General features: G+C 52.9%; 2 protein-coding genes. Both read left to right on the top strand.

From position 1 onward, the window contains the following. Positions 1-1,254 precede the first annotated feature (1,254 nt). Entirely contained in the window at positions 1,255-8,196 is a 6,942-nt protein-coding gene (locus DW089_RS08325; RefSeq protein WP_118287087.1) for a hypothetical protein, read from the top strand. Positions 8,197-9,759: 1,563 nt separating this feature from the next. After that, positions 9,760-15,486, top strand: a complete 5,727-nt coding sequence (locus DW089_RS08315; protein ID WP_158572347.1) for a hypothetical protein — start codon at positions 9,760-9,762, stop codon at positions 15,484-15,486. Positions 15,487-15,555 lie beyond the last annotated feature (69 nt).

The raw sequence follows: 15,555 nt of genomic DNA, 5'->3' as shown, positions 1-15,555 counted from the left end.
TTGCGGCCTCAGGCCGCTGCCTTCTTCTTACCTGTTCGCTGCTTAGCACGAACAGGTAAGGGGAAGGGGAGTCTCGCCCTGTTTTTATGCGAGACGGGGATGGGGTTCTAAGTAGGGGATGCCTAACAGGCTGAAACCAATATTTGAAGGCTTTAGTAATGAAGGCCGGACCACTTGGTGGGCCCATCCGAGGCGCTGCGCGCCCCACCTTCCCTTGAACAAGCCCTATCTGCGCCTTTGGAATTCTTATGCTAGGCGCATCTTCCCCATTTCAGCTGCTCCACAGCTGAAACGGAGAAGACGAGTGTGCGGAGAAGGCATGCGGCCGGGGAGGCCGCAGATGCAGGAAGCGTTCTATAACCACTAATGGTCAATTGTTAATCGTTACTATTACGGTACCACTACATTAAATATTAGAACACCTACAGTACCGGTCAGCACTACCCCATGCCCTCCCCGCCTATCAGGAAGGGGAGGGACGGCCAATCCGAGAATCCAAGGACCGGGGTGGGGCAGGAGTGAAGGCTGGGGAAGGGGAAATTTAACGGGCTGAGGGCTGCTGCAATAGCGATTTTTTGTGGATCGCAGGGGATTTCTTCTAATTATATGTTAGTGCAGGGCAGTGTGGAAAACGTAAGATTTATACAAAGAAAATAATGTTTCGTTTTTAATAAAAACCATCATTACAAGGTTTAATATTTCGTTGAGCATATAACAATTATGGACAATTTTATAATTGTATTATATAATCTTTATAGTTAATAAAATAAGTACAATTTTTTACTGAAAAAGTTGTCTGATTTATTTTATTGTTTGTCATCAAGTAACAAACAAGTGATTTGCTGCAATTTCTTACAGGGTTGTTTTTGGGGTTATAAGGGGGAATAACAGGAAAAGAAGAAGCAGTTTTGTCAGAAGTATTTTGGGTATGGGGCTTTATGCGGCTCTGGACTAAGTACAATTTTCAGTCGTGAAATTATCTGATTTATTCTAGTGTAGGTTCGCAATCAACAAACGAGTGATTGCTAAAGTTTCTTGCAGGGTTGTTTTGGCGGTTATAAGGGGGAATAGCAGGAAAAGAGAAAGCAGTTTAGCCAACAGTTTTTGGGTATAGGACTTTACACAGCTTCAAACTAAGCGCAATTTTTAGTTGGAAAATTATCTGATTTATTCTATTGTAGATTTACAATCAACAAGAAAGTAGTTGCTGAAGTTTCTTGTAGGGGTATTTTTGGGATTATATAGGGGGATATTATGAAAAGGCAAAGGATTTTAACCAGTATTATTTTGTCCAGTATTTTGGGCATGGGGTTTTATACGGCTCCGGCATTTGCGGAGACGGCGGCTGGGATTACGGTGGGTAAAATTGATCCGGCAGATGCAACACAGGCAACAACCGTAGAAACACTGTCGTCAACGGACAAGATTCCGGATCCGCTGTATGGCACTACCTATACCAACCAGACCAGCTACAACGCCTTGACCATTTCCGGCCTGACCTCGGAGAATCCGCTGGGCTCGTTTACGGCCGGCGGTTACTTGAATTCTACTGGCTCTGGCACTGCTGCAACGGGGGCCAACAACAATACCGTTACCATTACCAATACGGCTATGTTGAATGAGGGTGAATATCAAACTTATAATCAAGATATTAAAGTAACTTATGAGCATAGCTCTATCTATGGCGGCTACGTAACTGGCAGCACGCAGGACACGCCTCTTTCTGCCAATGGCAATACGGTGACTATTACTAGAAATGACCGTAAGGATGATGTATTCATGGGCTCCGTAGTGGGCGGTTATACAGCTGCAGGCGAGGCCAGCGGCAACACAGTCAAACTTACTGGGGTGTATATTCCGGAAAACGATAATGGTGATTATGGCTACAACAACATTTTCGCTGGATATAATGATGATACTTTTGTTGCAGGCGGCCAGACGGATTCCGGCAACGCCCATGACAACCACGTAACCTTGACAAATGCCGACGTTGTCACTGTCTATGGCGGTAAAACCAACTCCGGCAATGCCTATAACAATCACGTATCCCTAACAAATGCCGACGTTGTCACTGTCTACGGCGGCGCTGTTACGTATGGAACAGAAGGAAGCGAGGCAGCACTGCCAACTGATGATAACATTGAAACAACGACGGTCAATGTGGCGGACTTGTTGGCGGGCAATCTGGTTCAAAGCAACAGCTTGTCCGAGGACTATATGACCCTGGAGGTGGGTTCTCTTACGGGCGAAAGTTCCTCTGCGGAAAGCACCGGCACCACTACGGCCTTGCCGCAGCTTGACGTGAGTGCCAATAATAATACGGTAAGTGTGGAAAATCTCAGAGCAGCCCAAATAATACTCGATGATTCCCCATCAATTTACGGCGGCTATGTCTCCCTTACGATAGATGATTCCGAGTCGTCCAGTACGTCCGGAATTCCAACGACCGATCAGGTGGCTGCTTTGGCTAATACCGCTTTGGCAGCCAATACGGCTGCGAATACGCTAGATACAGCAGCCGGAGCCAACAGCAATACCGTCACCATCAAACAGACGACTGGCCTGGACGATACCTATGATCCGGACAAGTTGGGACAAGGAACTGCTGTATTCGGCGGCTATGTAGAGGTGGACGGCACAGTATCAGCGCCGCTAAGTGCCAGCCGCAATCAGGTTACCCTGACCCATACGCCGCAGACTGAGGGCGGGGCGATTGTGCTCGGGCGGTATCTTGCTGTGACAGGTGGCTATACCACCTATGGTGATGCCAATGCAAACAAGGTATCCCTGGCCGGCCAGGTGATTACACTAGGGGACGAAACTAGCCCTAATTTGTGGGTCTCTGGAAGCGTCGTCGGCGGCATGACTGAGGAAGGCAGTGCCAACGCTAACAGCGTTACCCTTTCTGTGGCAGAAACATCGGGTCTTGTGGCCGGCGGTCTTGCTGTGGGCACCCCCTTACTCACGGGTAATGCTGTAGCGTTGACAAAAGATGATTCAGACGCGCTGACAGGGGTGGCTGTTAACGGGGCCGTCAGTGCAGATTACAATACGGTAAGCGTAACTTCGGCAAATACAGCTGACGTCTATGGCGGCCTCCTGGACGAAGACCCGAATGTTATTATCGATTCCGGTAATTACAGTCAGAGTAATATAGTAGTGATGGATACTAGCCTTCCAACGTCATTGGTGACCGAACAGGCTGCAGAGGAAGAGGAGGAAGCGGATGCAGATGAGGCAGAGGTTGACCTGACAGCCCACCTCACGCAAAGCACAAACAATAATACGGTCAGCATAGGCGGAGTTTCCAGTATAAGCGGCAATATAGGCGGCGGCGTGGTGAATAGTACTGGCCTAGCAGCATTGCCCATGTCCTCTATACTGGAGGAAGTCTTACCGTACGGTAGTTTCCCGACCACCAGTGCGGTAGCTATAACCCAGCAGGCCAATACGAATATCGTGCAGTTAGAGCCTTCTGTGACCGTAACGGGCAATGTCTATGGCGGTGCTGCAGCGAACAGCACAGTGGGAATAGGATTGATAGGAGGCTCTAATAGGAACCAGACGCAGCAGGCAGACAGCAACCAGGTAGGGGCCGAAAAGGCGGCTATCACCGGCAGTATCTATGGTGGTACGGTGGGACCTTCAGCAACAGTAAAGCTTGCTGCTGAAGAAGAAGAGCAAACGGCGGCATCGGCCAATTCCCTAATTGCAGCACAGGACACAGATTTCCTGGTGACCTCCATGGTTAGTGAAGAAAATACGGCTGCGGCAGAGGCACAGCTGAAGTTCACTACAAAAACGGCTAGTGAGGCCAATGGCAATACGGTGCAGCTTACCGATACCAACGTAAAGGCAGCCCCGGCAGTGATGGAAATCTCCTACCCCTATGGTCTTAGCAGTCGAAGCGTTTTGATTGCAGCCGGTGATGTCATTGGCGGCAGTGTCATCGATACTTCGGGAATTTCTTCCACATCAATCTATTCCCCCTATCCGTCTACGAGCTATATGAGCGTTTTGGCCACCAATGGAACCAATAATTTACCGGAAGCGTCTTTGCTTGCTGAGGCAAGCACTGCGGTACCCGATGAAGTAATGACATCTCAGGAGGACCAGGCGGCATCGCACAATGCGGTCACGCTGGTTCGTTCCAACGTGGAAGGGGATGTGTACGGCGGCCTGATTGGCGCACCGGATGTGATTGGCTCGAACAGCACAGTGCTGCAGATGGCCGTCTTGGGTGACAATGCGCTGTTTGCAGGGAGCTTGGCTGCAGCTACGGACACTACGGCTATGCCGAAGCTCACAGAAACAAGTAATATAAATCAGCACGCCGATGACAATACGGTGCAGCTGCGCGCCGGAGCTGTCAAGAATGTTTCTATAGATACAAGTAAGTTGACAAGCTCCAGCAGTGAAACCATTACCCACGGCGGCAACGTGTATGGCGGCAAAGTAGAAACCTATCTAACCACAACAGAAATGCCCAGCCTTATACCTGTTAGTCAATTTTCGAAGGTTGAAGAAAATGCCACTGTGACAGGCAGTGCGGACCGAAACCAGGTCCTGCTGGAACAAGGGGCTGCAGCCGCAGGCAGCATCTATGGTGGCTTGGTCGACGCCACAGCCTATAGTTCTTCTACTCCCAGCAGCATTACAAATGCAGCGTATAGCCTCAATGCGTCTATGCTGACTGCCACAGATACCTACTATGCTGAAGCTTTGTCTAAGAAGGTAGGCCTGAGCGCCAGCCAAAATATAGTGCAGCTGAGCCAGAGCACCGTAGGCAGCACCCTCAGTGCGGTAAATAATGTTTTTTATACGTATTTGAGCGTAGCTGGCGATGTCTACGGCGGCAGTGTACATTTCAATACGGGAAATTCTTATATAGTGACTGATAACAGCACTATAAGTATGGCAGAGGTTCAAGAGCAGACGACTCCTACTATACATATAACGGGGAGCAGCGATGTGGTTCTAAACGTGGACGTGAAAGCCAACCAGGTATCCCTGGATCAGACAACGCTCCCAGGCGGCCAGGTGTACGGCGGTTTTATGGGTAATGCCATTTCTGATGTGAGGGTTTATCCGGAATACGAGGTGGAAATGAATGCGTTGTCCGCAGACCAGACCACCGGCAATACAGAGCTTTTGAACACGTCCTTGGCCAGCAGTGGGCCCTTTTCTCCGTCTGCGGTGGATTCCACTGTCGCACGGACAACCTCCCGGACAGGAAGCGTCAGCGACAATAGCGTATGGCTGAAGAATAGTACCGTTGCCGGTAAAAGCTTTTCCAGTGAAGACCTGTCCGCCCAGGGTGTAGATGTGGACAGCAGTGTTTCTGCCATTGTCTACGGCGGCAATGTCTATGGCGGCTTTGCTAATTGGGATACATCAGGGACTCTCGATTCAAGTATATCGCCTACGAACAGCCCCTACGTAGTGAAAGCAGCGACGAAAGATGAAACTAGTCAGAAAATTGATGAAATTGCAGCAACGGATAGCTCCTCCCTGCTGGATGTGCAGTTAGACTCTGTGGATGGCGAGGAAGCAGTGGACCAAGCAAACGATGCGGCAAATGAAGCAAAAGGCAGCAGTGACACTACGATTACCCTGGACGCCAGCCGCAATCACGTGACACTGCTCCAATCTGCAGCCGCCAGCGTGAGCGTTCCGCAGACGGGAATCAATATTTCTTTAGACGGCAGCAGTACCAGTACCATTGATTACATACGGCGCGGCGGCTCTGTCTATGGCGGCTACGCCAACATCAATCTCATAACCTCTGCAATAGGTTCTTCACTTAGCAGCTCACCGCAAACTATAGGGTATACAGAAACCGCGACGGCCAATGACAACCAGGTATATCTGGAAGGCAGCACTGCCGGGCTGGTCCTGGGCGGCTATGCCCAGAGCCAGCATGCAATGTATGTGCCTAGCGCTGCGACTCTGACTGCATATGAAACAGCAGGAGGAACGCTTCCTGAAAAAATCACGGTGAATACCCGGGCTGAGGCTAACGGGAATCAGGTGGTGCTGCGCGACAGCAAGGTTGAGAGCAGCGTCCTAGGCGGCTACGCCCTGTCCATAGTGAACGTTGATGCATCCTCCGGCACCACTTCATTACAAAACCTGGTGCACCCGTCCAGCACTGCTACGGCAAACCAAAACCAGGTCAGCCTGTCCGGAACCACTGCTGGTCACAGCATCGCTGGCGGTATAACTGCCCTAGGCTCAGCCGTGGAAAATAAAGTAACCCTCCAGCAGGGCTCAAAAGCAGGCGCTGTCATTGGCGGTTCTGTGCTGTATCAGGGCCAGGCTGACAACAACAGCGTTCTCCTCTCTGACAGCGAAGCTACAACGGTCTATGGCGGCACAGCGGGCCTCAACGCCAATGCCTCTGCGCTGCAGCAGTTGGGTACAGACTTGATCTTTTCCGAAGGAGCAACTTTTGGTTTATCAACCGCAACTCTTGCGCAGCTTCTGCCGGAAAATGCCAATCTTACAGCCAGCCAAAATACTGTCACCATTAGCGGCGGTACGGTGGGCTCTGTCTGGGGCGGCTACGCCAAGGATGTGGAAATTCCTGTGCCCACGTCTACGAGTGAAGAAACGCTTGACGCTGAAGCAGAAAATGCCGTGGAAGTACTTGCAGCGAGTGATGCAGAAATCGTCAATCTGCCCTACGAAACCACTACCTTTAAGAGCGGCGACGCTTCGGGCAACACCGTCAACTACTATGGCGGCACCGTCACGGGAAATATCATCGGCGGTGAATCCCAGTCCGGGGCAGCCAACAATAATATCGTGAACCTGTATGGAACTCTGGTGGGCAGTGACGTAGGTCTGTACGGCGGTGTCAGTTCTGTAGAGAGCAAGGGCAATACCCTGAATGTATACACCGTGGGCAACAGCGTGGCCAACGTGGGCAGCTTCCAGACGCTGAACTTCAACGTACCGGGAAATGCAGTGGCTGGAGATACCATGCTGCTGGTAACGGGCACGGCGGATGTAAGCGGTGCTGTGGTCCAGGCCGGGGTAGATGACGCTGCCAAGCTCGGCAAGGGGCAAGTAATCAATCTGATTACGAATGCCCAGGGGGTACCTGCTGCAGGGACAACCCTGAGCATGGTCCCGGGCAAAGATGTGGTCACGGACGCTGGTTTCGTACAAAACAAGGTAAGCATCTGGGCAGAGGATAACAACAAGGTTGTGGTTGGGATTCCTGCCGATAGCGTGCCGAGCCTGAACCCGGACACCAAATTGATCCCTGAACAGCGGGTAGCTGCGGTGCGCACCATCGGCAACGGCTCCGATGTGGCTATGGACAGCGCCTATACGGCGGCGGTTTCGGCCTTTGGGGCAGCGGGCAAAATCCAGGACGAAGAAAAGGGCAGCTTTACGCCCTACGCAGTCCTGGGGGCCAACCACCTGACCATCGACACCGGTTCTTACGTGGATACCAATGGGTATGCAGGGAACCTGGGGCTGGTACGGCAGGTGAGGAACGCCAATTCTACGGATACCATCATTCCTTTTGCGGAATACGGCAAGAGCAGCTATGCGGCGCACCTGGACAACGGTGCCCGGGGCGACGGCGACCAGCACTACGGCGGCGTAGGGCTGCTCCTGCGGCGTGACCTGGATAACGGGGTGTACTACCAGGGCAACCTGCGGGTGGGCACCATGGACGGTGACTTCCGGGGTGTAATCGCAGGGCACTATGCAACGTATGATACCGATGCCCGGTACGCAGCAGCAACCCTGGGCGCAGGGCGGATCTACAAGACCGATGACAGAAACAGCGTAGATGTGTACGGCCGGTTCTACTACACCCATTTGGGCAGCGATCAGGTTAAGCTCCACAGCAGTCAGGGCATAGGTGCCTACAACCTGGATGCGGTGGATTCCTACCGGACCCGGCTGGGGGCACGGTGGACCCACAACTACTGGCAGAACCAGTCCTACTACGCAGGGTTGGCCTGGGATTACGAGTTCGACAGCACAGCCCGGGCCACGTACAGCACCTTTGCTACGGCATCTCCGGACAGCAAGGGTTCCAGCGCTCTGCTGGAACTGGGCTGGAAGGCTGAGCCTACCAAAGCTAACCCCTGGGGCGGCGATGTGCGCCTGATGGGCTGGGCAGGCAAGCAGCGGGGCGTGGCAGTGAATGCGACGTTGACAAGACGACTGTAAATGTGAAAGAAAGTAAAAAGCAGGTCTCCGGAAGTACGAAACTTCTGGAGACCTGCTTTTTTGCGTGAAATCGGGGGTGCGGGTGAGGCAATTACAGACAGTGTTGAAGAAAAAGGAGGACGTTCCACAGTTTCTGCGAAACTGTGGAGGTGTTTTTTAGAATATATATCCGCTCCGCGGCAATTTGGATAGGAACCCCATCCCGGTCCCGATTTTGTACTTGGGCGAAGCAAGGATGGGGTTTCAAAACAGAGGACCCTAGCAAACTGACATTGGTATTTCAGGGCAACGATAAGAAAAGCAATTTGCCCTTTAGCCCTATCCGCCTTCCTAACGTCAGGCACCTTCCCGCAGTTCCGTGCCCCCTCTGCACCTCTAATGGCTTTGGAATAGGCGCATCTCCCCCATTTCAGCCGTTTACACGGCGAAATGGAGGAGACGAGTGTTGTTGCGGGAAGGCAAGCGGCCGGGGGCCGCAAAGGCTGAGGTAAACTTCATCCGGTGGTGTGAAATAATGAAACTTCTATCGTCGCCTGCGGCGACACTTCCTGAGCGGTTCGCCGTATTCCGGTCATCGGCACCCTACGGGTTTGATTCCCGGACGGCTGTCGCATGGCTCGCGTATACCAAACAGCTTTTGGAAAAACTGTAGCGCTGTTTGGACGCGAACGCAACGTTTGCAGGAAGCGTTCCAGGCCTCTACTGGTCAAGTGAAAGAGAAGGGTGGTGCAGGTATTTATATACCTAAATTTTATCTCAAAACCCGTTTTGCACATGAATAGTATGGGTCTAAGACCGGCCCCTGAGCGGTTCGCTGCTAGCTGCGCAGCTGCGTCCTCGGACTTGATTTGCAGGCAGCTATCGCATGGGCCTTATTGACCAAACATCCATGGGAAAACTTGTGGGCTGTATGGATGCGGCCGCAAAGCGTTGAAGGGGCTGTCAGCACGTAGGGCTGACTGAGGAAGTTTATTAGGATACGGCGATAAAGAACAATAAGAACGGAATCCTATATGTGCCCATCCGCCTTCTTTCGTCAGCATCCATTTTCTTTTTCACGGCCTTCATGTGCTCCGTTATTTTTTAGCCAATGTCCACAGAGTATAGACCGATCGGTCAGCTGGCAAAATTGGCTCTCACAAGCGTGCTGGAGTGGTTGGCGGGGAAAGTGGGGGAGTGGGGTTCTGGCTAGTACGGTAGTTTAGGGGTTCTGTAGGTTTTCAGAATGGGCTAGAAAAAATAAGAAAGAGGGGAATTGGGAAAGGTACAGAGATTCTCAGGGTGCTCCGGTTTAAAAAGAATGTATCTTTTTTAATAAATATAGCATTTTAGTATTTAACGTTTCATTATTCCTATAAAATCTATAGACAATTTTGTAGTTATACTATATAATTATCACTGTTTATACAACAAATACAATTTTTGTATTTGCAAATTGACTGCATCCATAGTTTATTTGTACTTCATACAAGAACAAGTTGAGGCGAAAATCGGATTTCTATGAATTTCAATGGGGAGAAGAATATGATGTTAAAAAAGGAGAGACTTTTATCCAGTATTATTTTGTCCAGTATTTTGGGCATGGGGCTTTATGCGGCTCCAGTATTTGCGGAAACGGCGGCAACGCCTACAGGGATTACGGTAGGAACTACCGGTGGCACGCAGCAGACGCTGACGGATACGACATTAACAAGCCTGTACGGCAATACGTACACGAATTCCACCAGCGGCAATACCGTTTCCATCAGCGGAGAAGGGACAGCCGTCACTTTGGCAGGGGAGACTGTCAGCGGAGGCAGCAAAACGTCCGGTATCTTGGCTGGCGCTTATACGACAGAGGCTGGAGACGCATCGAACAATACGCTTTCCGTAACAGATGGAGCCAGTGTCACGTTTTCCAGCAGCTATGCGGGTGTTGCAGGCGGTGCGTCTATGAATGGCGCTGCATCGGACAACCAGGTCACGCTGTCAGGGGCTTTCCTGAGTGTGCCTGACGGCAACAGCTTGGATATTACAGGCGGGGTGAGCGGAGCGTCTGCTGCAGACAATAATGTGGTGACCTTGACGGATCTTACCAGTAGTACGGAAAACCAGTCCGTTACGGGCGGCGAGTCACGGGCATTGACAGAGCCCAGCGACGGTGCCAGTGCTTACAGCGCATCGAACAACCGTGTCACGATTTCGGCCTCTACGGAAGCAGCCTATGCAGACATCACCGGCGGGCGTTCCACAGGAAATGCCAATGGCAACGTGGTATCCCTGACTTCTACTGCCACAGACACGGACAATCTGCTCACCGTTTCTGGTAATATTTATGGCGGGAATAGTGAGTCAGGCAGTGCAGAAAACAATGAGGTTACTCTCACAGGGAATGGGATTGTGAGAGATGCAAGCAATCCCACGAATACGCTGCCTTCCATCGATGTAGAAGGAACGATTTACGGCGGGAATGCAGCCTACGGTAATGCCAGCGCCAATACGGTTTCCCTGACCCAAGTCTTTGCCAGCGATGATATCTACGGCGGCCTTGTTGAGTCTAACACTACCTCTGGCGTCAATGCTTCGGGAAATACCGTTTCATTGACAAACAGCGTTGCCAATGGGGAAGTTTACGGCGGTCTCGTGGCCACAGGAAGCTCCTCCGCCAGCGCTTCCGGCAATACGGTAACGCTGACTAATAGTACTGCTGTCGAGAGCAGCATTTACGGCGGCTATGAGGAATACGATGCGGTATCGACTGATGTATTGACTGAGGAATCTGCTTTGGCAGCTAGCGAGGCGGCTACTTCGACGAGTACGCCGGCTTTTAGTGCCAACGCTTCCGGCAATACAGTAACGCTGTCGAATAGTACTGCCCAGAATTCGGATATCTACGGCGGCTATATGCTATACTATGGCGATACTTCTGCTTCTGTGGATGCTGTTGCCGGGGCCAATCATAATACGGTCAAGCTGACGGATACGTCCGCTTCCGGTACCGGGGTCTATGGCGGCTATGTGTCGGGCTTTAGTAGTGCACCGGCCCTTAATGCCAACAGCAATACCGTGGAGATTTCCAATACTGCGGAGGCGGAGTATGGCGTCTCTACTGTTACCGGCGGTTATACGGATTACGGCGATGCCAATGATAATACGGTGAAAATTACAGGGACAAAGGTTACGCAAGATGATGAAACAACGTACCTGACCTCTGTGCGCAGCGATATTACCGGCGGGGAAACCGGGTCCGGCAATGCCGATGGCAATACGGTCACACTGGATACGATCGCTTCCTCGGGCACCGTCTACGGCGGCCAGGCGGGGAGTGCCCCTTCAGGCGGCGGTCAAGTAGCTGCTGCAGCTGCGTTTACGAGCCTTGTGGTTGCTCCCGTAGACGAAAGCACGGAAACGGATACCAGCACAGAAGCAGATTCCATAGCCACCAGTGCCAGCGGCAACATTGTAACGATTATGGGCAGCACAATCGATGGCGGTGTCTTCGGCGGCCTGGCAGGAAGCGCTTCCAGTAATTCCGGCGGCACTACCTATTTGACCAGTCTTTTGGCTGTCGCGACAGGAGATACTGCGGATACCAGTACAGGAACCTCCGCCATGTCCATCAGCGCCAATGACAACACCGTAACGATTGCAGACAGTGCAATCGGAAGCACGAGCGAGTCAGCGGGGGAAATCGGAGGCGATGTCTACGGCGGCTATGCCGGCGTTTCTGCCTTTGATCTGTATTTTCTGGAAGGTGCTTCACCCACCATTTCCTTGATGGCCAGCGGCAACAAAGTGGAAATGACAAACAGCACCGTTTCCGGGGCTATCTACGGCGGCCAAACCAGCGCTCCCACCTCGTATCTGTCTTCTCTGGAAGATGCTTCGCCTACCATCACCCTGATGGCCAGCGGCAACAAAGTGGAAATGACAAACAGCACCGTTTCCGGGGCTATCTACGGCGGCCTGGCAGGAAGCGCTTCCAGCAGCACAATTCTGCGCCCCCCTACAAACGTTGCAAGTACCAGCGAAAGTGACATAGTCCTCACTTCCTTCGCTGCCGCCTCTTCTTCAGTCGATGCGGTCTATATCAACAACGCCAACCATAACAGCGTCATCCTGAAAGGTACGCAAACAAGTTCAAACGTGTATGGCGGCTATGCCGGGGTTTCTTCCAGCAACAATTCCTATATCACCTATGCGACGGAAAGCCTTGCGGAGACCAGCCAAACGGCGTCCACCAGCACGGCGGATACCACAGGCGGCGCCAGCTACAATCAGGTACTCATTGAAGAACCTGCGGGGAATGAAACTGATGCGGATATAACCGGATATGTTTTCTCGCCCTATGTCTATGGTGGTTATGCCGTCGGCGGTACAGCCGCTGTTCCGTATCATACGAATGGCAATGAGGTATCTATTACCTATTCCGATACAACGCAGCTGGGCTACTATGGCAGCGTGTATGGCGGCTGGACGAACTATGGCGATGCCAGCGGCAACCAGGTCTCCATTACCGGGGCGGCTCTCACAGGAAATGATACGGTCACGACGAATCTGGAACTGGTTGGGGAAGGTGTAAATGGCGGAACTACCCAAAACGGCAATGCGGATAATAATACCGTAGCCCTCGATCATGTGACAATCAATAGTCAGATGATACGTTCTTCAAGCATGCCGGGCGTCATTGGCGGCAGCGTACTCACATGGTCCATGAGCCCAGTGCCTGTAACCCTGGCAGACGGGACTGTCTCCACAAGTGCCAGTGGAAACAAGGTGACACTGACAGATTCCGTAGTGACGAACTCAGTCTCCAGCGGCTCGGAGGGACCAACCATCGATGTGGCTGGCGGTTATGTAATAAATGATGGAAGGGATTTCCTGTCTTCCGATACGACGAATCTTGCTTATGAAGCTGCCGTTATATCCAATCAAAATACAGTTTCCCTGACGCGCAGCACAGCAGAAATGGTCGAAGGCGGCGTTGCTTCTGAATACCTGATGATCATGCCGAAATTGACAGGCAGTGAAGAAGAGACCGAGGCTTTAGCAGCTCCGTCGGGTAAGCTGACCGTTTCTGCCACAGCCAGCGGCAATACGGTAACCCTGACAGACAGCACCGTTTCCGGGGATGTAATGGGCGGCAGCGCTGCTGTCTCAATAGAAGACGCTAGCGACGGGGAGTCAGGCTTTGATTTCTCCGCTCTCACTATTTCAGCCAATGAAACAGCCAGCAAAAACATTGTGACGCTTAAGGGAAGTACCGTGGAAGGCGTAGTGATCGGCGGCTTTACCACGCAGGGGACGACCAGCCAGAATATGGTCTCTCTCAATGCTGACTCTGCAGCAGCCCTGGCAGCCGGCGGTCTTTCTGAAATGGGAACGGTTTCGAAAAACAGCGTCCTCCTCTCTGACAGCAAGGCCGAGGTTCTCTTAGGCGGCTATACCCTGACAGGAACAGCGTCGGACAATACGGTGAACGTTACGGGCGGCAGTGCAGCCTCCGTCTATGGCGGCGCAGCAGGTACCCTGAGTGAAGAAGATGCCGCGGCCCTGGGAGTGGATACTGCCAGCATGGGAAGCAGCCCATATGCTTCACTGCTGACCAGCCCCGCTGCCGTTATCACAGCCACAGGAAATACGGTGACGATCACGGGCGGCACCATCGGCAATGTCTGGGGTGGCTACGCAGCGGACGTAACGGAAACAGAAGATGATTCCGATGACTCTGGCGATGATTCCGAAATCATCATGACAGAAGCAACAGTCATGAGCGTGGCTGCTTTGGAAGAAGACACGACCACCACCACGACGACTACTACGTACAACAGCGGCAATGCTTCGGGCAACACCGTCAACTACTATGGCGGCACCGTCACGGGAAATATCACGGGCGGCGAGTCCCAGTCCGGCGCGGCTAATGACAACATTGTGAACCTGTATGGAACTCTGGTAGGCAGTGACGTAGGCCTGTACGGCGGCGTCAGTTCTGTAGAGAGCAAAGGTAATACCCTGAATGTATACACTGTAGGCAACAGCGTGGCCAACGTGGGCAGCTTCCAAGCGCTGAACTTCAACGTGCCGGGAAATGCAGTGGCTGGAGATACCATGCTGCTGGTAACGGGCACGGCGGACGTAAGCGGTGCTGTGGTCCAGGCCGGGGTAGATGACGCTGCCAAGCTCGGCAAGGGGCAGGTAATCAATCTGATTACGAATGCCCAGGGGGTTCCTGCTGCAGGGACAACCCTGAGCATGATCCCGGGCAGAGATGTGGTCACGGACGCTGGTTTCGTGCAAAACAAGGTAAGCATCTGGGCAGAGGATAACAACAAGGTTGTGGTTGGGATTCCTGCGGACAGCGTGCCGACCTTGAACCCGGACACCAAGCTGATCCCTGAACAGCGGGTGGCTGCGGTGCGCACCATCGGCAACGGCTCCGATGTGGCCATGGACAGCGCCTACACGGCGGCGGTTTCGGCAGCGGGCAAGACCCAGGACGAGGAAAAGGGCAGCTTTACGCCCTACGCAGTCATGGGGGCCAACCACCTGACCATCGATACTGGATCCTATGTGGATACCAACGGGTATGCAGGGAATCTGGGGCTGGTACGGCAGGTGAAGAATGCCAACTCTACGGATACCATCATTCCCTTTGCGGAATATGGCAAGAGCAGCTATGCGGCGCACCTGGACAACGGTGCCCGAGGCGACGGGGACCAGCACTACGGCGGCGTAGGGCTGCTCCTGCGGCGTGACCTGGATAACGGGGTGTACTACCAGGGTAACCTGCGGGTAGGCACCCTGGACGGTGACTTCCGGGGCGTAATCGCAGGGCACTATGCAACGTATGACACCAATTCCCGGTATGCAGCAGCGACCCTGGGTGCAGGGCGGCTCTACAAAACCGACGACAAGAACAGCGTAGATGTATATGGCCGCTTCTACTACACCCATTTGGGCAGCGACCAGGTTGCGGTCCACAGCAGTCAGGGCACAGGCATCTACAACCTGGATGCGGTGGATTCCTACCGGACCCGGCTGGGGGCACGGTGGACCCACAACTACTGGCAGAACCAGTCCTACTACGCAGGGCTGGCCTGGGATTACGAGTTCGACAGCACGGCCCGGGCTACGTACAAAACCTTTGCCACGGCATCTCCGGACAGCAAGGGCTCCAGCGCACTGCTGGAACTGGGCTGGAAGGCTGAGCCTACCAAAGAAACCCCCTGGGGCGGCGATGTGCGCCTGATGGGCTGGGCAGGCAAGCAGCGGGGCGTGGCAGTGAATGCGACGTTGACAAGACGACTGTAAGTAGTGCGGTCAATGGACCTGAAGTGTGCTGGCCTGGGGAATCCACTCTCTGTCACCTTCGGTGACATC

The sequence above is a fragment of the Acidaminococcus sp. AM05-11 genome, from assembly GCF_003472805.1.
In the GTDB taxonomy this organism is placed as follows: domain Bacteria; phylum Bacillota; class Negativicutes; order Acidaminococcales; family Acidaminococcaceae; genus Acidaminococcus; species Acidaminococcus hominis.
Note: the sequence above shows the minus strand (reverse complement) of the source record. Positions and strands in the feature narration are given on the sequence as shown.

What these genes read in the sequence shown, in the direction of transcription:
- DW089_RS08325 (WP_118287087.1), top strand. Translation starts at nt 1,255, where the DNA reads ATGAAAAGGCAAAGGATTTTAACCAGTATTATTTTGTCCAGTATTTTG.